The sequence below is a fragment of the Xenorhabdus vietnamensis genome, from assembly GCF_002127535.1.
GTDB lineage: Bacteria > Pseudomonadota > Gammaproteobacteria > Enterobacterales > Enterobacteriaceae > Xenorhabdus > Xenorhabdus vietnamensis.
This window is the reverse complement of record NZ_MUBJ01000022.1, coordinates 59,002-82,427: the sequence shown is the minus strand read 5'-3', so window position 1 is coordinate 82,427 and position 23,426 is coordinate 59,002. Positions and strand designations below refer to the sequence as shown.

General features: G+C 42.2%; 24 protein-coding genes. 17 read left to right on the top strand and 7 right to left on the bottom strand.

What is annotated here, in order from left to right; all coding sequences use genetic code 11:
• Positions 1-89 precede the first annotated feature (89 nt).
• The 7 genes from Xvie_RS16435 (at position 90) to Xvie_RS16410 (ending at position 5,618) form a co-directional block, all read left to right on the top strand.
• Entirely contained in the window at positions 90-272 is a 183-nt protein-coding gene (locus Xvie_RS16435) for a hypothetical protein (protein WP_208612604.1), read from the top strand.
• A 75-nt stretch (positions 273-347) separates the two neighbouring features.
• Entirely contained in the window at positions 348-683 is a 336-nt protein-coding gene (locus tag Xvie_RS16430) for an NIPSNAP family protein (protein ID WP_086110263.1), read from the top strand.
• Positions 684-1,148: 465 nt separating this feature from the next.
• Positions 1,149-2,042: a DNA primase family protein gene (locus Xvie_RS16425; RefSeq protein ID WP_244175693.1), complete on the top strand. Its 894-nt coding sequence runs from the start codon at positions 1,149-1,151 to the stop codon at positions 2,040-2,042.
• Complete coding sequence (locus Xvie_RS23330; protein WP_244175691.1) at positions 2,029-2,295, top strand: hypothetical protein; 267 nt, start codon at positions 2,029-2,031, stop codon at positions 2,293-2,295. Before Xvie_RS16425 ends, Xvie_RS23330 begins: the two co-directional genes overlap by 14 nt.
• 818 nt (positions 2,296-3,113) lie before the next feature.
• Positions 3,114-3,992 (top strand): hypothetical protein, encoded by an 879-nt coding sequence (locus Xvie_RS23325; RefSeq protein ID WP_244175690.1) that lies wholly within the window; start codon positions 3,114-3,116, stop codon positions 3,990-3,992.
• A gap of 6 nt (positions 3,993-3,998) precedes the next feature.
• Positions 3,999-4,346, top strand: a complete 348-nt coding sequence (locus Xvie_RS16415; protein ID WP_086110262.1) for a DUF596 domain-containing protein — start codon at positions 3,999-4,001, stop codon at positions 4,344-4,346.
• A gap of 990 nt (positions 4,347-5,336) precedes the next feature.
• Positions 5,337-5,618, top strand: coding sequence for a hypothetical protein (locus tag Xvie_RS16410; protein ID WP_086110261.1), 282 nt, complete (start codon positions 5,337-5,339; stop codon positions 5,616-5,618).
• 671 nt (positions 5,619-6,289) lie between these two features.
• On the opposite strand, the gene Xvie_RS16405 is transcribed toward Xvie_RS16410, so the two are convergent.
• From Xvie_RS16405 to cobA, 7 genes are all read right to left on the bottom strand, one after another.
• Entirely contained in the window at positions 6,290-7,357 is a 1,068-nt protein-coding gene (locus tag Xvie_RS16405; protein WP_086110260.1) for a PfkB family carbohydrate kinase, read from the bottom strand.
• A 534-nt stretch (positions 7,358-7,891) separates the two neighbouring features.
• The gene (locus Xvie_RS16400; protein WP_086110259.1) at positions 7,892-9,169 is read right to left on the bottom strand and encodes an insecticidal delta-endotoxin Cry8Ea1 family protein; all 1,278 of its coding nucleotides are present in this window, start codon (positions 9,167-9,169) and stop codon (positions 7,892-7,894) included.
• Between the two features lie 94 nt (positions 9,170-9,263).
• Complete coding sequence (locus Xvie_RS16395; RefSeq protein WP_086110258.1) at positions 9,264-9,689, bottom strand: JHE-like toxin PirA; 426 nt, start codon at positions 9,687-9,689, stop codon at positions 9,264-9,266.
• 476 nt (positions 9,690-10,165) lie between these two features.
• Positions 10,166-10,567, bottom strand: coding sequence for a VOC family protein (locus tag Xvie_RS16390; RefSeq protein WP_086110257.1), 402 nt, complete (start codon positions 10,565-10,567; stop codon positions 10,166-10,168).
• Between the two features lie 381 nt (positions 10,568-10,948).
• A complete protein-coding gene (locus Xvie_RS16385; protein WP_086110256.1) occupies positions 10,949-11,809 on the bottom strand; it encodes a GHMP family kinase ATP-binding protein in 861 nt (286 codons plus the stop codon).
• A complete protein-coding gene (cobD, locus tag Xvie_RS16380) occupies positions 11,802-12,875 on the bottom strand; it encodes a threonine-phosphate decarboxylase CobD (RefSeq protein ID WP_086110255.1) in 1,074 nt (357 codons plus the stop codon). Before cobD ends, Xvie_RS16385 begins: the two co-directional genes overlap by 8 nt.
• On the bottom strand, positions 12,875-13,630 hold the full coding sequence (gene cobA, locus Xvie_RS16375) for a uroporphyrinogen-III C-methyltransferase (protein WP_086110254.1): 756 nt from the start codon (positions 13,628-13,630) through the stop codon (positions 12,875-12,877). The genes cobD and cobA overlap by 1 nt, the downstream gene beginning before the upstream one ends.
• Before the next feature lie 782 nt (positions 13,631-14,412).
• On the opposite strand from cobA, the gene Xvie_RS16370 reads away from it, so the two are divergent.
• The 10 genes from Xvie_RS16370 to Xvie_RS16325 are packed head-to-tail and all read left to right on the top strand — an operon-like array spanning position 14,413 to position 23,419.
• Positions 14,413-15,852 (top strand): cobyrinic acid a,c-diamide synthase CobB, encoded by a 1,440-nt coding sequence (locus Xvie_RS16370; protein WP_086110253.1) that lies wholly within the window; start codon positions 14,413-14,415, stop codon positions 15,850-15,852.
• Positions 15,849-16,829 (top strand): adenosylcobinamide-phosphate synthase CbiB, encoded by a 981-nt coding sequence (cbiB, locus tag Xvie_RS16365; protein WP_086110252.1) that lies wholly within the window; start codon positions 15,849-15,851, stop codon positions 16,827-16,829. The genes Xvie_RS16370 and cbiB overlap by 4 nt, the downstream gene beginning before the upstream one ends.
• A 12-nt stretch (positions 16,830-16,841) precedes the next feature.
• Positions 16,842-17,489, top strand: coding sequence for a cobalt-precorrin-8 methylmutase (locus Xvie_RS16360; protein ID WP_086110251.1), 648 nt, complete (start codon positions 16,842-16,844; stop codon positions 17,487-17,489).
• A 5-nt stretch (positions 17,490-17,494) separates the two neighbouring features.
• Positions 17,495-18,667 (top strand): cobalt-precorrin-5B (C(1))-methyltransferase CbiD, encoded by a 1,173-nt coding sequence (gene cbiD, locus Xvie_RS16355; protein ID WP_422645945.1) that lies wholly within the window; start codon positions 17,495-17,497, stop codon positions 18,665-18,667.
• On the top strand, positions 18,664-19,317 hold the full coding sequence (locus Xvie_RS16350; protein ID WP_086110250.1) for a cobalt-precorrin-7 (C(5))-methyltransferase: 654 nt from the start codon (positions 18,664-18,666) through the stop codon (positions 19,315-19,317). Before cbiD ends, Xvie_RS16350 begins: the two co-directional genes overlap by 4 nt.
• A gap of 12 nt (positions 19,318-19,329) precedes the next feature.
• Positions 19,330-19,935: a decarboxylating cobalt-precorrin-6B (C(15))-methyltransferase gene (locus Xvie_RS16345; RefSeq protein ID WP_139838870.1), complete on the top strand. Its 606-nt coding sequence runs from the start codon at positions 19,330-19,332 to the stop codon at positions 19,933-19,935.
• Complete coding sequence (locus Xvie_RS16340; protein ID WP_086110249.1) at positions 19,935-20,753, top strand: cobalt-precorrin-4 methyltransferase; 819 nt, start codon at positions 19,935-19,937, stop codon at positions 20,751-20,753. The genes Xvie_RS16345 and Xvie_RS16340 overlap by 1 nt, the downstream gene beginning before the upstream one ends.
• Positions 20,734-21,924 carry a cobalt-precorrin 5A hydrolase gene (gene cbiG, locus Xvie_RS16335; protein WP_086110248.1) on the top strand — a complete coding sequence of 397 codons (1,191 nt, stop codon included), beginning with the start codon at positions 20,734-20,736 and terminating at the stop codon, positions 21,922-21,924. The genes Xvie_RS16340 and cbiG overlap by 20 nt, the downstream gene beginning before the upstream one ends.
• Positions 21,918-22,643 carry a precorrin-3B C(17)-methyltransferase gene (locus Xvie_RS16330; protein ID WP_086110247.1) on the top strand — a complete coding sequence of 242 codons (726 nt, stop codon included), beginning with the start codon at positions 21,918-21,920 and terminating at the stop codon, positions 22,641-22,643. The genes cbiG and Xvie_RS16330 overlap by 7 nt, the downstream gene beginning before the upstream one ends.
• Entirely contained in the window at positions 22,640-23,419 is a 780-nt protein-coding gene (locus Xvie_RS16325; RefSeq protein ID WP_086110246.1) for a cobalt-precorrin-6A reductase, read from the top strand. Before Xvie_RS16330 ends, Xvie_RS16325 begins: the two co-directional genes overlap by 4 nt.
• Positions 23,420-23,426 lie beyond the last annotated feature (7 nt).

Here is a 23,426-nt window from a genome sequence, read left to right as displayed (position 1 = left end):
AGACAGAAGAACGCACCCTCGATAGTCGCTACGATCACAGGGAAGATTACCGTTGCCCCAGGCGTATAAAGTGCCAGACAGGTAAGGTGATGGCAGTCGTTACCATGCAGGCGCAGAGCGAGAAGAGCAGTGATTATCCGCTGCGTGTCGCGGGCTTTGATGAGATGGCGCTATCGGTGATGCTGTTACAGATAAGGTCAGGTGATCAGGTGACGGGGAAATCTTCTTACTGGCAGGGCTATCAGTTAGCTGTCAGTTCAATCACTCAATAGCTATACTGCTGCCATATTTCCAGTATTTTTCGTTATGCTCATATCGTTAAGAATAACAACACGTAAGGCGAGCACATGGATAACAAGATCATCGAAATACTCCAGTACGAATTAAAAAAAGGAACCGGCAGTCGGTTTCATGAAATCATGGTAAATATCAGCGTTCCATTACATCGTTCACAGGGAATTGATGTTGTGAGTTTTGGCAACTCGCGGCATGACCCAGATTGTTATTATCTTATCCGGGCATTTGAAGATATGGACGAACTGGCGGCGATACAGGCCAGATTTTATAAAAGTGATACATGGATCAATGGTCCCAGAACAGGAATTATTGAGAGAATTGATAAGAGTGTTAAAACGATTATCGAAATGCCTGTATCAGCTATCAATGCCTTACGAACTGAATAGTACCAGAAGAAAGCTCTCTCTTTACCCATTCTAAATTATAAGCAGCGTTCAGCCAGCCCAAAACTATTGGGTAGCTTATCCATATAGACAGGCTGAACCATCACCTCAATAGCTTCCGACGAAATACGTCGCAACCTCTTCACAAGGTTGGTGCGTTAAACGTACTGACCTCTCACTACCGACGAAATTCGTCGTCAGTCAGTAGCACAGGACGTTTAGTGTATTGACCTTGTTTTATTGGTTATGGGATATCAGATCATGACTAGGAATGTATCAATATAATAATGAGACAGCTAAAGTTATTTAGCACGATTTAATTTGTATAGAAAATTGTATAGAATGAAAAATATAATAAATATTTATATTTAATATCAATTAGTTAATTGCTTTGTTCTATGCCCTTCACTCCCAGTAAAATCAAAGAAAAACCCAAAATTACACTCTATTATCGTCTACTTGAATGCTATGAGGGGATCTCTATACATCACTGAAAGTGAGGGTTTCTATATTTACCAGTCTGGAACGTGGAGGAAAACGTCATGTTTAGAATTAAGCCGAGAAATGGCAAAGGTGTATTCTGAATACCAAACTAATTTTAGTAAGCGAGAACTTAACAATGTCGTTGAAGCATTAAAAATTGTTATTCCAGTGATGAGAGAACTTTGCAAAAGCATTATTCCTTTTGCAAATGGTGTATTTAATATTGAGACGAAAGAATTCTCACCTCATAAATCTGATAACTGGCTGTTAAATCACAATGGTATTGAGTACACCCCAGCGTCACCGGATGAAAACTTGCGTGATGATGCGCCTCATTTTCATAAATGGTTAGATCATGCCGCGGGTAAAGATCCCTATAAAATGAAACGGATATTTGCAGCGCTATACATGGTTTTAGCTAATCGCTATGACTGGCAATTATTCCTTGAAATCACCGGGGAAGGTGGTAGCGGGAAAAGTGTTTTTACTCAGGTGGCAACATTATTAGCAGGTCAGCATAATACGGCTAGTGGCAATATGGCAGCGTTAGACAGTGCAAGAAGACGGGCGCAATTTGTCGGCAAGAGCATGATAACTTTACCTGACCAACCTAAATATACGGGTGAAGGTACAGGTATAAAAGCCATTACCGGCGGCGATGCGGTAGAAATTGACCCTAAGCATGAACAACAGTATATCGCTATCATACGTGCGGTTGTCATAGCAACAAACAATACTCCGATGATATTTATGGAGCGGGCTGGTGGAGTGGCGCGTGGGCGCGTTATTTATCAATTTAACAACAAGGTCAAAGAAGAAGATATAGACCCGTATTTGTCTAAAAAGATAGCCAATTCGTCGATCATTGGCCGCATTTGACGATCCAGAAGAAGCCAAGGTTTTATTGATTGAGCAGCGCGATAGTGACGAGGCGTTAGAGGGAAAACGAGCCTCAAACCCTGTATTGGATCTTTGTGCGGCACTGGCATTTATGGGTGAGCCGAGAGGGCTGGAAATGGGGGTGGACGCAAAGCGGAAGAAGAGCGCCAGCCAAGGAAATACCTTTCCTTTATCTATCATTTATGGAGTATCAAGGACTAGGCCGTCCGTTGAGTGTGACCGAGTTCGGTAAAGCGGTTAAGGAAGCCGCTAAAGAATATAAATCGGAATACCTCACCCGAACTATTCAGGGCAGATGGCAAACGAACGTACAACTAACCGATAAAGCAGACGAGTTTTTATAAAATAGTGTTTGGTTATCTACCTGATTGTCTACCAAATTGAAATCAGAATAGATAGAGGACACAAAATGAGGTAGACAATAGGTAGATAGTAAAACATGAGTTATCTACCCGTTCAGAGCCTTGCAGCGCAAGAGATGAGCGAGTTTAGTAGATAAGGTAGATAACCCCGGCGCATTTTTTCTAAACTTTAAACCATTAAATACAAGTTAATACATCAATGATTGGGGGGTGAATAGCGTCTGATTTTGTGTGGTATAAGCTATTCAGTAAAAGATGCAAAAAGATTTTCAGGAGGGGTATCTTCTGGCAGGCAAACAAAAGCCAGATAAATCTGTGAAGGGAAATATGGGGTTCTAAGCCGGAACTATCGGAAATTTTATTAACTCAGTTTCATTTCCTTTTTTAACCATTAATCCCCAGTTAATATGAAAATACCCTCTCGTTAATTAGTTGTAACTCCGTGCCAATATACAATTTTTAGCTATTATATGATTTTCAATTCTGGACTCAGAGGGAGTGTCAATGAATCCCATTAATGATTTTTTTGTAAATAATTCATAAATAGATAATAAATACTTTCCTGTAAAACACGGTATTTATTGTTATATATTTTTAATTTTTGTATGTTCAATTTGCCGCATTAGGGAAAATACATTATGTCAAGGTGATATAAGAAACCCCTTATTTTGAATAGAGGGAAAAACCCATGAAAAAACTATTTGTTATTATTTTGGCAATCTTTTACGCTATATTTGTCCCGTTATCTCAGGCGAGTGAGGTTGTTAAATACCCACAACAGGATCAGCAGAATAAAACCACAGAGAGGAAAAAGCGGTCTGTTTTAACTTTACCCCTAAAAGTTTGTAAGAGAATCGCATATTGCCGGACTAAGCTGGCAAAAAAACTTCTGGAAATAGCTGCTAAAGTGGGGATAGTTGGAATTTCTGCAAAGGGAATCGCAGATAACATTTCCCAAGAAGATTTCGATCATCTGATTACACTTTTGATGATAGGGAATGATGAAATTACCCAGCGTTACCTGAATGAGTTACAGGAGAAATACGGTTCGGGTAAATCAGCTAAGCCAAATATTGGGAAGGGATTAACGGCGGATCAAAAAGCTAAATTAGGTGGTGTTAGTTCTGGTACGCCGGGAGGATGGGAACCACAAGGTAATAAGCACGTATGGAATAACAAAGCGGTTAGACAACAACAGAAAAATCGATTTGAGGAATTGCGAAGGATTTTTGATAAAAATGACCCGTCACGAGATTTGATGATTGATGGAAAAATTATTAGGCAAGGGCAGGCAAGTAATAGTTATGGTACGACTAAGGTCTATGAAAGCCAAGGTCTTATAAATCAACAAATCTATAGGTATGCACAGCAACTTGCAGGGAACACACCGCTAAAAGAAGTCAGGCCGGGGATTTATACAGCTAAAACAGTAGATGGAACGTTAATAACATTACGAAACGTTTCATCCTCTAATACTGGGGCTAGGTGGACAATTGATATTAGAGGAAACCAGAGGCTGAGTGAATTAGGCCATAAATATAAAGATATAGAAATTAAATTTAGGTGATCATCTATGTTATGTGAACATGAATATAAAGAAATTTGGATGGCGGCAGAAGCCCGACCTCTGACAGTTGTTTGGAGTTATAGTGAGCCTGAAAATTCCGACAGCTTAATTACCTTTGATGAAAGAAAAAAAATTTTCTTTTGGATTGTAGAGCGCCTCCTGAGAGAAGGTCGTATCAAACTTGCTAAACATGGTAAATTCCTTGAAGGAAGTATAGATGAACAAATTGAATTATTCAGGCAGGCATTTCCTAAAACAGAAGATGGAATAGAAGATGGAATTTGGTTCTTTGATGAAATGTGTCCGGGAGGGGCTGTCTGGGTACTTGAAGATGGCTCTCTGGAGTGGACTTAAGCCTACCCCTCCCTTGCTACTAGCGTCGAGGATTTCATTTCAATAACTGCCTGAATGACCATAATCAATTTATACGAAAAACGACCACTGTATAAATGAAAAGATTTGTAAATAACTTATCTTCATGTTTCCGCTTATTTAGCTCTCATCTTTTGAGGGCTTTTTATTTTTTCATGATATTAAATAGTGATTGCTGATATATGAGGTACGCCATAACTTCAATTTCTCTGTAGTAAATCCTCAGATCTATACATACTATTACTGGGAAATACCTACGTTTTCTTGCGCCCGTTCTGCTCAACTGTCTTTAACTTACCGAGTTTCCGCCATCTCTTTTGATGAGACAATGACTCATAGCAGTAGCAAGAGGTGTGCTCAAAAGAGTGAGTCAAAAACAAGGGGTAAGTTGTTTTGTCCAGCCCCTTGTGCTCAATTAACACATTGAAACACAATGAATTTATTGCTTTTATCCAGCACATAAAGTAACCATTGGGATTTTCTCAACCGTTGAAATAAAGCTACCCGCTCTTGTTTGTTGGGTGCGTGATAGCCCGGAGCAAAGGAATATCAATATCCCCTGCGAGCCAAAGTGAGGATCTCGGAAGAATCAATGGGTTAGTCAACTATAGCGAAGATCACCACAGTTGCTACTGGTCATTGCTTCCCTGAGCAGTGGTACAGATACGGACAGTTATTGACAGTTATTTTTCGTATCTGTACCAACTTAAGATATTGATATTAAATATAAATATTCCAAGCGGTACAGATGGTACAGTTATTTTGCGATTTTTTCGTTAGGGCGTGATTTTCGAATAAATTTTCTAAAACTCCATTGTGCAAATCACAACACAGGAGGGCTTGAGTTTAAGCCGTCCAGTACTGGGTTACTTAATGTAACTGAGTACGTATTACGTTCGCAGTGAGTTATTTTCATATAATTGATTGATTTTTATCATAACGCAAATTTGCGTCATCTATAGGCGGTGGAACATGGCACGAAGACAGAATAAGAATGTACCCTCGATAGTCGCTACGATCACAGGGAAGATTACCGTTGCCCCCAAGCGTATCAAGTGCCAGACAGGTAAGGTGATGGCAGTTGCTACCATGCAGGCACAGAGTGAAAAGCTCAGTGATTACCCGCTGCGTGTCGTGGGTTTTGATGAGATAGCACTATCGGTGATGTTGTTGCAGAAAGATCAGGTAATCACAGTGACGGGAAAGGCTTCTTACTGGCAGGGCTATCAGTTAACGGCTTCCTCTATCGCCTAACAGGTTCCGACGAAATTCGTCGCAATCCTCTATAGCTCGGAACGTTAAACGTACCAACCTCTCTCTACCGACGATGTTCGTCGTCAGTCATTAGCTCAGGGCGTTTAGTGTATTGACCTTGTTTTATTGATTATGGGATATCAGATCATGACTAGTACTACAGCCGTATTTGTTTTTCTCAATCGGAAATATGCCCGTAGAACAGCTTGAAATGATACGGTTTCTCAGTTTATTGATTATCAGATAACACGTTAATTTTGGGATGATTACGGCTGTAGTACTAGGAATGTATCAATATAATAATGAGACAGCTAAAGTTATTTAGCACGATTTAATTTGTATAGAAAATTGTATAGAATGAAAAATACAATAAATATTAATATTTAATATCAATTGGTTAATTGCTTTGTTCTATGCCCTTAACATCTTTTTGAAAATACGGATTGCCAAGAAGATTTGCTTATATTGAATGAGATAATCAACCCTTTTCTGGAAGTAAATATTCTCAGTAAAGATTCGTTTGAAAAATTTTTGGTTGAATATTCACCATTATCTAGGTGGCTCTAATTTTATAATTTAAAGATAAATCAGATGGTTGTATATTATCACATAGTTATATGAGGTTTATATGAGTAAATTAAATGTTAATCTTTAAAAATATATCTCTATTTTTAAAGATATAGGCGATTTTTAGGGAATATCTCAATATTTTCCGACGATAGCGTCAGTGCTGAACATTGTTGTGCAAAGCGAATGCTTTCTTTCAGATCCATGCCTTCTAACCAGCAGTGTATAAGGCCAGCCATCATGGCATCACCTGCTCCATTGGCATTAATGATATCAGTGTTGATTGCACCTGAATATCCTGATATATTATCCCTTTCACTGTAATAAACGCCTTTTGCATCCATGCTTAAAATTAAACGTTGTACTCCATGTTGATGAAACCAATGAGCCGCATCAGCGGCATCTTTTTGAGTTTCAATTTTTATTCCACAGAGGATTTCTGCTTCAGTACGATTGGGTTTTAAAGTATGAATATGCGATAACAAATGACGGATTTTGGATGCTTTGGATCTTGAAACGGTATCAACAAAAATTGGAACATTACCAGCATTATTAAATAACCATTTCAGGGCCTCTTCCGTTAAGTTACAGTCAACAACGAGTACACTGGCATGTTGGATTAGAGATTTAGATTGAGATAATAACGCAGGAGTCAATTTTTCCAGAATACTCATGTCATTAACTGAAACTACACATTTTCCATTTTCATCTATAATAGAATTGCAAATCGAGGTTTTTTCATCATCTAATTTGTATAAATGATTAACATTAACACCTGTTGACTTCGTATAATCAAATAATGTCTTGCCATTTGAATCATTACCAACAACAGAAATTAAGTAACTTTCATTTTTTAATAAGGCAATATTCTGAGCAATATTTCTTCCGACACCGCCTGGTGTCAAAATAATTTTCCCTGGGTTGGAATCTTCATAAATTAATTTGGCTGAGGTATAACTCGTTAAATCTATATTAGCCGCACCAATTGTTACAGCATAAACATCGTTAGATAAAATATACCCTTTGCCTTTAATATAACCTTTTTTACTTAGGTTCATAATATGTCCTGCAACACATGAGCGACTGATTCCGAGAATATCAGCAATTTCTTGTTGCTGAATAAAAGGATCACGCTTTAGAAGTTGCAATATCTGGTTTTCCCTCTTTGACATATCATCCCCTTAGCTGTTTTTACACTGATGTTTTATTTCATGTCAGGCAGGTAGTAAAGGACATTTTTATACTTATTTCCCATTATGAGAATACGATCGTAAGTTTGGTAAAGTCAGAAAATTACATAAAAATGTGATAATAATCTCTAATATTATGCTGAAAAATTAATAAAAATCAGGATAATCGATATATCAAATAAGTGAGGTATATTTTATTCTGAAATAATATTTTTTAAAACAAAGTGTTGCAATGGTTGTTGGTGCTAGCAAACACATGTTTGTTTTTTACGATTGTTTGATTTTCATGGTTCGTTGAAACTGAGTAAGTGATGAAACGATAGTGGTTTGATAATCATAAATAGCCTGCTATGGCATTCGTGGTTATAGGCCAAAATCATATGTACAAAATATAGCCATGTTTTTGCTGCTGACTTCTGTTTGAAATGGGAGAATTACTTCCCCAGTCACATAATCAGTTATGTGACTGGGGACACCTGGCATCCGAGCTACAATTCGAATGCCATTAACTAGATATTATTTTTTGTCGGTTTGCGTATGGTATGAAACTGCAATACCTGCGGCTTGACCAGCAAGTGAAGGTTCATCGCTGGCTAAGTACAGCCCTACAATATGGTGTCCATCAACAGCATATTTTCTGTATTTTTTGGCGTAGCGCTCTCCGATCCTGAGTTGACGCTTATCACTTAACGTAAATAATGCCTCATCAACAGCACCATTGCCCCATACTTCCAACGTTTCAATAACACTATCATTTAGCTCAATTGAATTGGTTTCTGATGTTACTGTTCCAAGTGTGTAGGATGAATCGTTGGCAAACGTGATTTTAATACCACCAACTCTAGGTGCATTCCCAATTCTTTGTACATATCCAACCAATGATTTTATTTTATTGTATTTTCCGTCGATTAAAGATGGCTTGAAGGGTTCCTGCATTTGATCGTCTTCTGTAAGCGCTTGAATTCTCGTTTTGTTAGTAGGACGATCAAATACAGTTGAATAACTGATAGTTTTAGGATAGAAACCACTTTCGAGGCTATTATTTTGTAGATGTTCAATTAATTCAATACACTCTAAACCGTGCAATAAACAATATCCTCTAACAGATAATAAATTATTAGTGACACTCTCTGCTGTTGATGTATTTATGGCATTATTATATTCATTAGTGTACATCGTATGAATGTAGTCTTTGGCCTTGTCAACCAATTTGTCGATAAGTTGTTTTAACTCATTGACTTCAATATCTGTCAGCCCAATATCATTTTTCTTCTCTATTCCCATTTTCCAATAAGGGATTTGTAACATAATGGTGTTAGTGTACATCGGCAGGATCTGGTAGTTTGTTTTATTATCAAAAGACTTAAATTTTTCATCTATACTAACCAGATATCTAGCCAGAAACATATATGCGTCATGACTTTCTTGACTGCCAGGCGAGGTTTCCAGCATGTATTGTACATGTTCCATTTTCCCTTTGATTTCTTGTATATCTCCATTAAGTATTCCTTTAATAGTTTGTAAAGCGGCATTCTCTATCATCTGCTCTACTTTCTGGAGAATTTGCTCCCAAGTATTATCTTTCTGTTGAGGCCAAAATAGTCCTAACAGGAAGGACATTGCCGGACCTACTCCTGGAATAAACCCTATACCACCAATAATCGCATCCTTTACGATTGATGACATATCCCATTCATAATCAGGGGTAGACGTTGTATAAGGCACCAGAAGCATGACGTCAGTGACTACAGGTAATGTTTCATTTTCAGATACATTAATCGGTGTGGTATTCATAATTTTATTTTACCTTAATTACTTAGTTAAATAGTGCTTTATTTAGATAGTTATTAAATTAAAATCTATTAGTTATAGATGGTTTTTCATCTTGTTACTTATTATATCCAGTAACAAAGGCTCGTTTATCTGTATCGTTATAAATGACGACCTTGCTGTAATACACAGAGTTGCTTGGTGATTGTAATATTCCGTCCTCCCCTGCTTTCACTGTGATAGAGGAATGTTCGAACCATTGTGATGTGAAAGAATGAGACCAATAAAAAACAGCCCTAACTGATGGTGCGGGGCCGGAATTGGCTACATAGTAATTGGGACGTGTTTCGGGAATAATCGGCGTATCAATTCTTATTGCCTCAATAGAAGAGTGTGGTTCTATTGTCATATCCTTATAAGGACTGACTGTAAGAGGCTCTGATGCTGGTGTGTTTGTATTATAAGTTAATGGCTCTGAATTAGAGTCGTTATTATTTATGACTGTAACGTTACTGCCACTTATATTTATATTGATTGTGTTCATAAGATGTTATCCTATTTTAAGAAATTTATCAAAATATAATTTTGTGTTGTTTTTAATGTTTTTACTATGTATTTTACAGCGTTTTTACTATGGTTATAGTCTATGGTTATAGTATGTGATTATTTATAATTATGGTAGGTTTCTCCTTACGGTTGATATTTGTTTTATTATTGATAATGAATCTATATATTATTGCCGCGGATATTCTAAACATACTGGTATGCAGGATAAAATATAAAAAATGTAAGTTTGGTTTAAAAATTATAGTGCTTATTAAAATGATATTATGAGTATGTAAATATGGTTAATGTTTATTAATGGGTATGGGTAAATAATAGTATGTCTATTTTAAATAAAGTTGATGGCTTTATTAGTTCAAGGTGTTAATAATGTAAGTTTAATTCTATAAATAAGCATTAATGTAATTAGATATAGCCCAATATAATTGGGCTAATAGTAATATTTATAAGTATCCTCTAAGCAATCGCATTCTGATATAAATCCCAGCGGTTACCATAAATATCTTCAAAAACGACTACCATGCCATATTCTTCCTGACGGGGTTCTTCACAAAAATGGACGCCATTTTCTTTCATTTTGTGATAATCGCGCCAAAAATCGTCAGTTTGCAGGAACAGGAATACACGTCCACCACATTGATTACCGATAAATAATTCTTGCCTTTCGTTAGACGCCCTTGCCAGCAATAAATTACAGTCACTTTCAGGGTTTGGGGTGACAACCACCCATCTTTTTCCCGGCTGTGGCGTATCTTCTACCAACGTAAATCCCAATTTATTAGTGTAGTAGTCGATAGCTCTATCATAGTCATCGACAACGATAGCAATGTAGCCCATACATCTTTTTTGTGTTCTCATGGTATTCCTACTATTTATTAACTTAACTTTTTCTAACTTAAAAAATTACAGCATACGGGTGCCTATGCTTACACCTCTTTCTGGCTGGATCAGGATGGTGCCTTGATCACCACAGACGGCAGCTAAAACTAAAACTTCGGATTTAAATCCTGCCACGCGTCTTGAGGGAAAGTACGCGAATATCGAGCGACATAAAGGCATCAATTGTAGCGGGTGCAAGTGTTGTATTTTCCATAGGGTCTGGTTCGTTTTTCAAATTATGTTATTTAGCATAAGAAAAATGTAAAAAGATAGACAGGATAACGTAATTTTTGCCTGTTATCTTTCGGGTTAGCTATGTAGTGAGAGATAGATTCGTTTCTCGAGTTTATTGCTGCGGGTTCAGCGAATGCCGCCCGCAATCAATTTGACCTGATGGATTTTCGGATAGTGTTCAGAAATCTGCTTTTGGTGTAACCACCAGCATAGATAATTCGCGTCATGGTGATGTGAGTTGAATAATAGGCCAACGACACTGCCGCTATGGGCAACGTTCAGGCCATAAATGCCTGTCTGTTCAACCAGATTACGCAGATGATCAAAACAGGGCTTTGGTAATATCGATTGGTTGGCGATAGCGCTTAATGTGCAGGCTTCTCCAAGGCGATAGTTATCATGTCGCTGATTAGCTGTATTAAATTGCAACCATGCTTGTTGCAATAAAGAAGCGTTATCCCACAATTGTGAGTGACGATCCCGTTGATGATATTCTTCTGTCAAAATAGTTTGTGAACTTTCCAGCAGCAAAATATCGATATCCGGTTGCCAATTGAAAGAAATTCGGGTCTGGGCGGTGAGGTGATCAAATAAGGTTAATTGTTTAAATATTGTGCTGTCAGTGGGTTCCAGTTTGACACAAAGTTGTGCCAGCTCCTTACTATTCAGTGACTTCCCCAGTAATCTGGCGGTGGCTTGTGCAGTAGCAGCAATATCCGCTGTGCTGCTGGCCATGCCTTTGGCGAGAGGAATTGTTGATTGATATTCAATGCGCAAACCGAAAGTTAATTCAGGAGGTTCCTGCCAGTAATCCAGCAGTAAATTTACCATCTGACGCATACGTGGTCGTTCATTTAGTATAGGAACGCCTTCACTGACAGAAACACAACTGAACCAATTGACTGGGCAGGAAATTAACTTTTCTCCACCGAGCAGCCAGCCTTGCAGAAGTTCTCCGCAGGAAGCGGGGCAAGTGGCTTCAGCCATAGGCAAAAACCTGCTTCATGGCTGCGATCAGATGCTGATTTTCCCATTCACTGCGTACCGCTACGCGATAATAACGTTCGCCTAGTCCTGCATAGTTTTTACAATGGCGAATTAATACCCGATGTTTAAGCAGGGCGTGCCATAAATCAACACAGGGTTTATTGCAGCGAAAGAACAAAAAATTAGCCGATGGCGGCCAGACAGTCAGTTCAGTAAAAGCTGAAAGCTGAGTCCATAGATAATGTTGCTGTGATTTTAGCCATTGATGTGTAGCAGCAATATAATCATGTTCATCAAACAAAATTTCACCAACCCGCGCAGCAAAGGTGTTGATTGACCACGGTTTACGCCGATTTTTCATCTCAGCAATTCCCATTGTATTTCCGCTGACTAAATAGCCCAAACGTAACCCAGGAATGGCGAAAAATTTTGTCATTGAACGCAGTATATAGAGGTGTTCAGTGGCCGCAATTTGGGGAATCAACCCTCGGTTATCAGGCAGAAAATCAATAAAGGATTCATCGACAATCAGTGAGATCCCTTGGTTCTCACAATATTCCACCAATGATTGCATAAACTGGCTGTCTGGCATTAATCCGGTGGGATTATTGGGCGTGGTTATAAAAACACAATCGGGTTGGATCGAGGAGAGCGTATTTAACAGGCGTAAATCTGGTTGAAATCCAGTTTCTTCTGTTAATGGATAGTCAATGATCTCTGTTCCAACTTGTTGCAAGGCACGCCGATATTCGGCAAAACTTGGGGTAATAAGTAGTGCTCGCTTGGGATGGAGATAACGGGCGACAGCATAGATTAGTTCTGTTGCGCCGTTGCCTGCCATCACCGACATGTAACCGCATTGATGGGCCTTGGCGATTGCCTGATGTAGGTGGCGATATTCCACATCTGGATATTTTTCGATATCGGCAAGGCTATTTTTGATCAACGCCTTAACCCGTTCCGGTGCGCCCAGCGGATTGATATTGGCGCTGAAATCAATAAGCGTATTAGCGGGAAGACCATATTGCTCGGCAACGCCAAGGATATTGCCACCATGCTCACTCATTAAATTGCTCCATCAGTGGAAAGAAAAGAGAGAGTTGCCCCCAGATTAACCACCTCACCAATCACAATCAGCGCTGGTGCATGCAGATTCTGTTCTTCCGCTTTTGCAGTCAGAGTTTCTAGTGTGCCTATGACGCTCTTTTGTTTGGGCTGACTAGCGTACATGATCACTGCCGCAGGTGTTTCGGGAGATTTGCCATATAGCATTAATTGTTGGCAAATTTCTTTCAGGCGGGTCATTCCCATCAGAATAATCAATGTTCCTTCCAATTGAGCGAGTACTTCCCAGTTCTGTTGCTCATTACCCTGAGAAGTATGCCCTGTCACGACATGGAAACTAGATGCGTAATTGCGGTGGGTGACAGGAATACCAGCATAGGCCAATCCACCAATTGAAGAACTGATCCCCGGAACGACTTCAAATTTGATACCATGTTGTGCCAGTACTTCCGCTTCTTCTGCCCCGCGGCCAAAGACATAGGGATCGCCCCCTTTCAGGCGAACAACCTGTTTTCCCGCCTGTGCATGTTTTACCAGAATTTGATTAATCTCTTCCTGTGGAATGGGATGGTAATCATGTTCTTTTCCAACATTAATGATTTCACAATGATCAGGTACTTGAGCAATGAGTTCAGAGTTGACGAGACGGTCATGAACAATCACATCTGCCGATTGAATACAATGCAGTCCTTTGACCGTGATTAAACCAGCATCACCGGGGCCGGCACCCACTAACCACACATTGCCTTTATTCATTGGATTACCTCTATGGGTTTAAAATATAAATAATGAAAGAGAGGGAAAAGTATTTTAATCATGATCACTAAGTCGGTTTATTTATTCTGACTTATGCTTTAGCTAATTGTTTTTTTGATGCTCTTTTTTTTGCATTTATTAATGGTATTATTTAAATCTCAATTTTTTGATAATTATTACTTCAATGTGGTGTGGGATAGTTTGATTTACATCAATATTCGTATTTTTAAATGTGAATTATTTTCAAGGTGAATTCTATTTTCTATTGAAAATATTTACTAATAGGAATGTTTTTTAATCTTATTGATGGGTGTTTTTTATTTTCTTATTAAAATTCAATATATTAGATTTGTGTTGTTGATTAATGTATTTATGGTTGTATATTAATTTTTATTTTCTTTATTATAAAAACATGGCTTATAATTTAAGAATTATGAACAGGATCACAAAAGTAATTATGGGTGTTTTTATAAAAATAAAAAATGTGTATTTTAAAATAAACCTATTTTCTATCTCTTGAGATGTAATTAATTTCGTGATGATGATTTTTTATAACAAGGCTTAATTTATTGAAAAATAAAGAAACTATTGTTGTCTATATTATTCATGAAATATTAATTGTTTTATTAAAGAAGAATTAAAAGACTTTTATTTGATAAATATCAATGAATGAGAATGTTAGTTTTAGTTTTTAATATCAATACTGGTTTAGCGCTAATGTCAGTTGAACACCGATGTTAGTTGAACACCAATGCAGGGTTTAAATATTTTGGGGCAAGCACATGCAACAGAAATATGCTTTTGTCATTGCTGGTACAGGCAGCGGATGTGGAAAGACGACAGTTTCGTTGGGCATCATGCGAGCTTTGATGAACCGTTCATTGCGGGTACAGCCGTTTAAAATCGGGCCTGATTATCTGGATGGCGGCTGGCATCGTGCTGTGACTGGCATGGTTTCGCATAACCTTGATGCTTTTATGCTCCCCGAACCCATTTTGAATGGGTTGTTTAACCAAGCCATGATTAATCAAGATATTGCAGTTATTGAAGGGGTTATGGGGCTATATGATGGCTATGGCACTAACCCTAACTATTGCAGTAGCGCAGCGATGGCAAAACAGCTTGGCTGTCCGGTGGTTTTATTGGTGGATGGCAAGGCGGTGTCTACTTCGGTTGCGGCTACGGTCATGGGGTTCCAGCAATTTGATCCGGCGGTCAATATTGTGGGAGTGCTGATAAATCGCGTCAACCGGGATAGTCATTTTCAGTTATTGAAGCAGGCGATTGAACATTATTGCGGTATTCCCGTTTTGGGACGAATCCCTGTAATGCCTGATATTGCACTGCCTTCTCGCCATCTTGGGCTGATTCCGGCACGAGAACAAGGCAATCAGTATGATAAAGGCAGCCAACACAATGAAAATGCTCGCCGTGATGAATGCTGGTCTCGCCTTGCTCAACAGATTGAAGCTTCGGTAGATTTGGATAAATTGCTGACATTGACTCAGCTATCTTCTTTGCCAAAAGGAAATATCGATTCCCTTGTAAACCCCTCGGTAGGGCAAGGTTTGACGCTGGCTTTGGCAGAAGATGAAGCATTCCACTTTTATTATCCCGATAACTTGCTGTTATTGGAAAAAGCAGGTGTGACTATCAAACGTTTCAGTCCCCTGCATGATCACCAGTTGCCCACATGCCAGATGATCTATCTGGGCGGGGGATATCCTGAAATCTATGCTCAGACTTTATCTTCCAATTACGCCATGCATGAAGCATTACGTCGGGCACATCAAAAAGGTATTCCCATTTATGCGGAATGCGGTGGTCTGATGTATCTCGGTGATGCCCTGATTGATGCAGATGGTGTGCGGCATAACATGGTGGGGTTGATTGCCGGTGAGAGTCAGATGAGAGATCACCTGCAACGCTTTGGTTACTGCGAAGCTACGGCAATGTGCGATACGTCTTTAGTGGCTAAAGGGGAAACTCTGCGTGGGCATGAATTCCATTACTCGGATTTTATCACGACTCAGCCGCCCATTTTTCAGTGTGTCAAATGGTGTGATGTTCCAATACCAAAAGGGACACTCAAAAAAGCGCAGAAAAACTGGCTGGGTGGTTACCAGAATGGCAATACGCTGGCGGGTTATCTGCATATTCATTTTGCCCAACGTCCCGGTTTGCTTCATCGCTGGCTGATGATGGCACGGAGGCTGTTATGACAGTCTTACTGTGGTTTGTGGCTTTTATTCTGGACATGAAGTTGGGCGATCCCCCTCATTGGCCGCATCCCGTACGCTGGATGGGGAGTCTTATCAATCAAACTGAACAGTTTATCCGCCGGATTTGCCAAACCGACACCGGTTTGAAATGGGGCGGTGTACTGTTATGGCTGGTAGTCGTGGGAAGCGTCTGGCTGATGAGCTATTGGGTGTTGCAATTGGCCTATGGTACGGCGTTTTGGCTAGGGTGTTTAATTGAAATTTGGCTGATTTATACCGTGCTGGCAGGGCGTGGTTTAAGTGAGGCGGCAAATGCGGTTTATCAGGCCTTGCGGCAGGGAGATTTGCTGACCAGCCGTGAGCAGCTTTCCAAAATTGTCGGGCGGGAGACCTCTCAATTACAAGTACCACAAATCAGCCGAGCCACTATTGAAACCGTGGCAGAAAACAGTGTGGATGGCGTAATTGCACCATTGTTCTTCTTGATGCTTGGTGGTGCTCCACTTGCTATGGCCTATAAGGCAATCAATACCCTCGATTCAATGGTTGGCTATAAAACCCCCCGTTATCGGGCGCTGGGGATGTTTTCAGCGCGTATGGATGATATGGCGAATTGGCTGCCTGCGCGTTTGGGCTGGCTTCTGCTGGCAATGGCTGCGAAATGGCAGGGGTTGGATTTTCGACAGGCGCTGCGTATTGGCTGGCGTGATCGCTATCAACACAGTAGCCCTAACAGCGGCTGGTCGGAAGCCACAGTAGCAGGGGCATTGGGCATTCGTCTTGGCGGGCCGAATGTTTATTTTAACCAGCGCGTTGAAAAGCCGTGGATTGGTGATGCGAAACGTGAGGTCACACCTGACGATATTCCACAGTCTGTTCAAATGATGATGGTGGCATCAGTAATGGCGCTGCTGCTGTTTGCGCTGCTGCACAGCTTGAGCAGCTCGATAGATAGCTTGGTCAGTGTGACGGTATAGGGAGGAAACAGCATGAGCAATTACATCCAACAACCGCAACAGATTGAAAGAAATAGTTTCGACATCATCAGCCGACTTATTTGCGAATCTCGTCCTGATTATCGTTTTATAGACGCGGATCAAGAAGCGGTGATCAAACGGGTGATCCATACTACTGCCGATTTTGATTGGCTGGATATTCTCTATTTTTCCCCTGATATTTTTCGCCTCATTCGTGACGGTATTTTGCGTGGCTGTACGTTATATACCGATACAACAATGGCGTTGTCTGGCATCAATAAAACCCGCTTGGCTCAGTACGGTAGCGAATGTCGTTGTTATGTCAGCGATCCCCGCACCATTCAAATGGCAAAAGCACAGCAAATAACACGTTCAATGGCAGCTGTTGATCTGGCCCTGCAAGAATCAGGGGAGAAGATTTTTGTCTTTGGCAATGCCCCGACTGCGCTGTTTCGCTTGATGGAACATCAATCTGCACCGATTGCTGTCGTCGGTGTCCCCGTCGGTTTTGTTGGCGCGGAGGAATCAAAGCGTGCCCTTATCAATAGCGGATTACATTGCATTGCAGCAAAAGGGCGCAAGGGAGGCAGCAATATTGCAGCTGCCATTATCAACGCCATTCTTTACCGGATGCCATCGGATGCCGGAGGTGAGGCGTGAGTGAAATCTGTAATCAGCAAATTATTGATGATAAACAAGCCGATGGCCTCGGAACGGTTTGGCACAGAGGCAAACAATATCGTAAAGGCTACACCACCGGATCTTGTGCTACCGCTGCTGCTAGGGTCGCTGCGTTGATGATCTTGCGCCAGCAGATTATTCATCAGGTTTCGATTGTTACGCCCTCAGGTGTCACATTGGCCTTGAATGTTGAACAACCCTTGATTGAAGGGCAACAGGCGATTGCGGCGATCCGCAAAGATGGTGGCGACGATGTGGATGCAACCCACGGAATGCTGATTTTTGCCCGTGTTTCCCTCAATGATAGCGGCGTAATCACACTGGATGGCGGCGAAGGTGTTGGCAGGGTAACACGAGTGGGGGTCGGTTTACCTATTGGTTGGGCGGCTATTAATAAAACCCCGCGGCATACCATTGAGGAAACGGTGCGGGAAGTGATTGGCCCGCACCGTGGGGCTGATATCGTCATTTTTGCGCCGGAAGGTGAGGAGCGGGCGAAGAAAACCTATAACGACAGATTGGGAATTAAAGGAGGGATTTCGATTATCGGCACGACAGGCATTGTAACGCCGATGTCGGAAGAGAGCTGGAAACGTTCTCTGGCGCTTGAATTGGAGGCCAAACGTGCCAGCGGGTTGGATCGCGTTATTTTTGTGCCGGGCAATCATGGTGAACGTTTTGTCAGTCAACAGTTGGGCATTGATGCTAATTGTGTCGTCACAATGAGCAATTTCGTCGGTTATATGTTGCAAGAAGCGGTGCGTTTGGAATTCCGTCATGTAGTGCTGGTAGGGCATGTCGGCAAGTTGGTGAAAATCGCTGCCGGTATTTTTCATACCCACAGCCATATTGCTGACGGAAGGATGGAAACGCTGATCGCTAATCTGGCCTTGATGGGGGCCCCTTTTGAACTGATTCAGGCGGTGGATCAATGTGATACCACCGAAGCAGCCATTGAATTGATAGCTGAACAAGGCTGGCAGAGGGTGTATCACCAAATTGCCCAGAAAATCTGCTGGCGTATCAATCAGATGTTGCGTTTTGCCAGTGGCAAACCGCAGTGTGACGCCATTCTGTTCTCCTTTGATAACCAAGTGTTGGGCTGCAATCGGCCTGTGGACGAGATTGTGAAGGATTTTGGGGAGGATTGCCGATGATCACCGTTGTTGGTATTGGCCCCGGAGCCGCTGCAAACCAAACGTTGGCTGCGCTGGATGCGATCAAACAGGCAGAAGTGTTAGTGGGTGGAAAACGTCATCTTGCCGAATTCCCCCATTTCAGTGGTGAAACCCGCTGTTTGAATGCGGATATGGATAGATTGATGCAGTGGCTCGAAAAAAACCAGCATCGTCATATTGTCGTGCTGGCTTCGGGTGATCCCCTCTTTTATGGCATTGGTAAACGAATTACTGAGCATTTTTCTGAGCTGCATGCTGGCAGAAAAAACTCCTACAGACAAAACATTCGCATTATCTCTGGTATCAGTTCGATCCAGTATCTGTGTGCCCATATTTTGCTGGATATGAACGACATTTACCTCACCAGCAGCCACGGACGCAAACCGGATTTTGACTGGCTGCTGCGACACGAAAAAATCGCCATGGTAACGGATGACGTCATTGGCCCTTACCAGATTGCACAAGAAATTCTGGCACGAGGGCAGCAACGCCGCATGGTGATTGGTGAAAATTTATCTCAGGAACATGAGCAAATTATGTATTTGAATGCAGAACAGGTCGTTCAACGCGGCGACATTGATTATGGCCTGAATGTAGTCGTTATCTTGAATGGTAGTGATCTTGAATGATGGAGATCCTGAATGAAAGATGAACTGTTTTTGCGTGGTCATCGCATCCCAATGACCAAAGAAGTGGTTAGGGCACTGGCGTTGGAACGGCTGGAATTGGAAAACGCCTGTCGCTTTATTGATGTTGGTGCAGGCACTGGCAGCGTCAGTATTGAAGCAGCATTGCGCTATCCCACATTGGATATCCTCGCCATTGAGCGTAAAGAAGAAGCGCTGTTACTGCTTGCTGAGAATGTTCGGCATTTTGGTTGCCATAGAGTTCGAATCCAGTCTGGGGTTGCCCCAGTGCCATTGGACAACACCGCAGATGCCATTTTCATTGGCGGAACTGGTGGGAGTCTGACGGAAATTATTGATTGGGCGCTGGTACACCTGAATTCAGGCGGACGCTTGGTGATGACTTTTATCTTGCTGGAAAATTTTACGCAAGCATTGTCGCATCTGAAATCCTGTCAGGTGGCTGTGTTGGATGGGCGTGAAATTCAGGTGGGAGAACTGACGGCATTGGGACAAGGGCATTATTTCAAACCCAACAATCCCACCTATTTGCTGTCCTGCCAGAAAGAGTCTGAACAAGGGATTTTGGCAAGAGAGGCATTGGTAAGAGGAGCAGGATAATGTCTGAATATATTAATTCCGAACAGATCGATTCCGAACAGATTGATAAAGCCAGTTTTGATACTGCAAAAGTCTGGTTTGTTGGTGCGGGACCGGGGGATAAGAGCCTGATTACCCTAAAAGGCTATCAATTGTTACAGCAGGCTCAAGTAGTGATTTATGCCGGTTCGCTAGTTAATAGGGAGTTACTGGAATATTGCCGGGCAGATGCCGAATGCCATGACAGCGCAGGGATGACATTGCCGGAAATCACGGCATTGATGGTCAACAGTGTGAAAGCCGGCAAATTGGTGGTTCGTCTGCAAACGGGGGATTTATCGCTGTTTGGCTCTATTCGTGAACAAGCTGAAGAGCTGGCAAATCACGATATTGGTTTTGTTTCTGTGCCGGGAGTGAGTTCGTTTCTTGGCGCGGCTGCGCAGTTGGGTGTGGAATACACAGTGCCCGAAGTTGCGCAAAGTTTGATTATTACCCGCATGGAAGGCCGGACTCCGATGCCACCACGGGAAACGTTGGAGGCTTTTGCCGCCCACCAGACTTCAATGGCGATTTTTCTTTCGGTACAGAACATTGCGCAGGTTGTTGAGCGGTTGATTCAAGGGGGATATGGGCAGCAAACACCTGTTGCCGTAGTTTACAAGGCAACTTGGCCGGATTGCCAGACTGTGCGGGGGACATTGGAGACGATTGCTGAACAGGTACGCAACGCCGGCATTTGTAAAACTGCCTTGATCTTGGTGGGGAATTTTCTTGGGGAAGAGTATCACTACTCAAAATTGTATGATGCGAGGTTCAGCCATGAATACCGTAGCGCCTAACAAATTTACTTCTGCCAGAACTGCTGTTGGCAGAGCTACAGCTAAAAAAGCCAGTTTAAATAGATCGGTTCTGAATAAATCTGTTCTGAATAAAGCAATCGTAAATAAAGAATATGCCTTGTTTTGCCTGACGGAAGGAGGCATAGCGCTGGCTCGTCGTTTGCAATCCCATTTGGCGATGGATTGTTTCACTTCTCCTGAATTGCTGGAGAGTGAATTTATGGATGCGGACAGCGGATTCATGGCTTTTGAGGATGGTTTTGCCAGTACGGTACGCAAGGCATTCATTCAATACGGCGCATTGATCATGATTGGCGCGACGGGGATTGCCATTCGGGTTATCGCTCCTCTGCTCAAGGACAAAATGACCGATCCGGCGGTTGTCGTGCTGGATGAAAAAGGACAGTTTGCCATCAGTTTACTGTCGGGGCATATGGGAGGTGCGAATAAGCTGGCACAACAGATTGCAGATATTCTTGATGGTCAGGCGGTGATCACGACTGCAACAGATGTTAACCAAGTCGCAGCACTGGATATGTTATCGCAACAAATTGACGGAGAAATGGAAAATTTCCGTACCAACGTTAAAACCGTCAATCAAATGCTGGCTAATGGCAAGCGGGTAGGAATTTGGTGGCATCCATCCTTGCGTTGCGAAAAAGATCGCTACGATACGCGTGGATTTATTCCCGTTGATGCTCTGGATGATCGGCCTGAACTGGATGCTTTGGTATACGTCAGTTATGAACGGACAAATCTGGTATTGGCAATTCCTACCTTTAAATTAATCCCTCGTCGCATTGTTGCGGGAATTGGTTGCCGACGTGGAGTGAAAGCAGAACGTCTCACAGAATTGTTGGAACACCATCTGGCGGAGTACAGTTTTGAACCTTTGGCGCTAAAAGCCGTTGGCAGTATCGAATTGAAAAAAGCCGAGCCTGCATTAATCCAATTGGCAGAAAAATGCCAAATTCCATTCCAAATTTTCTCTGTTAATCAGCTTGCCCAGTGTGAACAAGAATTTCCGGTCTCTGAATTTGTCCGAAAAACGGTGGGCATAGGCTGTGTTTCCCAACCCGTGGCTTGGCTGATGAGTCAAGGGCACTTGGTTGGCCATACCCTGCGTGAGCAGGGCGTCACCATCACATTAGGAGTATTGCATCCATGTTAACTGTCATTGGAATTGGCCCCGGCAGCGAAGCCATGATGACGCAGGAAGCGATTGCAGCATTGAAAGCGGCTGACATCGTGGTGGGTTACAAAACCTATACCCATCTGGTGAAACCGCTGGTGGGCGATAAAGAAATTATCAAAACCGGCATGTGCAAAGAGATTGAACGCTGCCAGATAGCCATTGAGCTGGCAGAGCAGGGCAAAAATGTGGCGATGGTTTGTAGCGGTGATGCGGGCATTTATGGCATGGCTGGCTTGATCTTGGAATTGGTCAGCCAGCAAAAACGTAATGTGGAAGTTCGGCTGGTGGCAGGTGTCACGGCAAGTACGGCTTGCGCCACCTTGCTTGGTGCGCCGTTGATGCATGATTTTTGTCATATCAGCCTGAGTGATTTGCTTACACCGTGGGAGGTGATTGAAAAACGGGTGAAGGCTGCGGCAGAAGCTGATTTTGTGGTCTGTTTCTACAATCCCCGTAGCCGTGGGCGGGAAGAGCATTTGGCACGGGCATTTTCCTTGATGGCTCCGTGGAAATCAGCAGAAACTCCTGTGGGTGTGGTGAAAGCTGCGGGGCGTAAACATGAGGATAAATGGCTGACGACTTTTGGAGCAATGGATTTTTCCCGCGTTGATATGCGCAGTCTGGTGATTGTGGGTAATCAGTCAACCTACATTCGTGATGGGCTGATGATCACGCCGAGAGGGTACAAGCTATGAAACGGCCGCTGATTCACATTTTTGGCGGTACGAGCGATGCCCGCCAAATTTGTGTGATGATGGATATTGCCGGCATAGATTATTGCTTGTCAGTGGCTACCCCAACGGGAGCGCAGCAGTCAAGGGGGATTCGCGGTAAAATTGCCATCGGTAGGATGGAGGCCGAAGCCATGATCGAGTACCTGCAAAAGCAGGGAGTGAGAATGGTAATTGATGCTTCTCATCCTTATGCCGAACGTCTGAGCCAAAATATTGTCAGCGCTTGCCAGACGTTGGATGTTCCTCTCATCCGTTATATCCGTCCCAGCGATATTGATGCCATTGAGCATCCTCTCATTCATAAAGTGGCAACCCTTGAGAAGGCGTGTGAAGTGGCAGCCAATTTGGGAACCCGCATTTTGCTGACTACCGGCAGCAAGCAATTGCCGGATTATGTAACCCACTTACAAGGAAAAACCGTGCTGGCTCGTGTATTGCCGACAACGGAAGTTTTGGCGACGTGCGAATCCTGTGGCCTGTCAGTCGATCAAATTTTTGCCTTGAAAGGCCCATTCAGTGCCGATTTCAATCGGGCATTTTACCAATTTTGTCAGGCGGAGGTCGTGATTACCAAAGAGTCAGGTGAACAAGGTGGTTTCAAGGAAAAAATCGAGCCATGTCTTTCTCTCGGTTTGCCCTGCATCGTGCTTTGTCGTCCAGAGGAGCAATTTGGTGGTAAAGGGATCACGCAGGCCAATGGGTTGGAAGCAATGGCGAGGTTATTGGCGAATGTTTGAAGGCCAG

What these genes read in the sequence shown, in the direction of transcription:
- Xvie_RS16435 (WP_208612604.1), top strand. Translation starts at nt 90, where the DNA reads ATGGCAGTCGTTACCATGCAGGCGCAGAGCGAGAAGAGCAGTGATTAT.
- Xvie_RS16430 (WP_086110263.1), top strand. Translation starts at nt 348, where the DNA reads ATGGATAACAAGATCATCGAAATACTCCAGTACGAATTAAAAAAAGGA.
- Xvie_RS16425 (WP_244175693.1), top strand. Translation starts at nt 1,149, where the DNA reads ATGAGGGGATCTCTATACATCACTGAAAGTGAGGGTTTCTATATTTAC.
- Xvie_RS23325 (WP_244175690.1), top strand. Translation starts at nt 3,114, where the DNA reads ATGAAAAAACTATTTGTTATTATTTTGGCAATCTTTTACGCTATATTT.
- Xvie_RS16415 (WP_086110262.1), top strand. Translation starts at nt 3,999, where the DNA reads ATGTTATGTGAACATGAATATAAAGAAATTTGGATGGCGGCAGAAGCC.
- Xvie_RS16410 (WP_086110261.1), top strand. Translation starts at nt 5,337, where the DNA reads ATGGCACGAAGACAGAATAAGAATGTACCCTCGATAGTCGCTACGATC.
- Xvie_RS16405 (WP_086110260.1), bottom strand. Translation starts at nt 7,357, where the DNA reads ATGTCAAAGAGGGAAAACCAGATATTGCAACTTCTAAAGCGTGATCCT.
- Xvie_RS16400 (WP_086110259.1), bottom strand. Translation starts at nt 9,169, where the DNA reads ATGAATACCACACCGATTAATGTATCTGAAAATGAAACATTACCTGTA.
- Xvie_RS16395 (WP_086110258.1), bottom strand. Translation starts at nt 9,689, where the DNA reads ATGAACACAATCAATATAAATATAAGTGGCAGTAACGTTACAGTCATA.
- Xvie_RS16390 (WP_086110257.1), bottom strand. Translation starts at nt 10,567, where the DNA reads ATGAGAACACAAAAAAGATGTATGGGCTACATTGCTATCGTTGTCGAT.
- Xvie_RS16385 (WP_086110256.1), bottom strand. Translation starts at nt 11,809, where the DNA reads ATGGCTGAAGCCACTTGCCCCGCTTCCTGCGGAGAACTTCTGCAAGGC.
- cobD (WP_086110255.1), bottom strand. Translation starts at nt 12,875, where the DNA reads ATGAGTGAGCATGGTGGCAATATCCTTGGCGTTGCCGAGCAATATGGT.
- cobA (WP_086110254.1), bottom strand. Translation starts at nt 13,630, where the DNA reads ATGAATAAAGGCAATGTGTGGTTAGTGGGTGCCGGCCCCGGTGATGCT.
- Xvie_RS16370 (WP_086110253.1), top strand. Translation starts at nt 14,413, where the DNA reads ATGCAACAGAAATATGCTTTTGTCATTGCTGGTACAGGCAGCGGATGT.
- cbiB (WP_086110252.1), top strand. Translation starts at nt 15,849, where the DNA reads ATGACAGTCTTACTGTGGTTTGTGGCTTTTATTCTGGACATGAAGTTG.
- Xvie_RS16360 (WP_086110251.1), top strand. Translation starts at nt 16,842, where the DNA reads ATGAGCAATTACATCCAACAACCGCAACAGATTGAAAGAAATAGTTTC.
- Xvie_RS16350 (WP_086110250.1), top strand. Translation starts at nt 18,664, where the DNA reads ATGATCACCGTTGTTGGTATTGGCCCCGGAGCCGCTGCAAACCAAACG.
- Xvie_RS16345 (WP_139838870.1), top strand. Translation starts at nt 19,330, where the DNA reads ATGAAAGATGAACTGTTTTTGCGTGGTCATCGCATCCCAATGACCAAA.
- Xvie_RS16340 (WP_086110249.1), top strand. Translation starts at nt 19,935, where the DNA reads ATGTCTGAATATATTAATTCCGAACAGATCGATTCCGAACAGATTGAT.
- cbiG (WP_086110248.1), top strand. Translation starts at nt 20,734, where the DNA reads ATGAATACCGTAGCGCCTAACAAATTTACTTCTGCCAGAACTGCTGTT.
- Xvie_RS16330 (WP_086110247.1), top strand. Translation starts at nt 21,918, where the DNA reads ATGTTAACTGTCATTGGAATTGGCCCCGGCAGCGAAGCCATGATGACG.
- Xvie_RS16325 (WP_086110246.1), top strand. Translation starts at nt 22,640, where the DNA reads ATGAAACGGCCGCTGATTCACATTTTTGGCGGTACGAGCGATGCCCGC.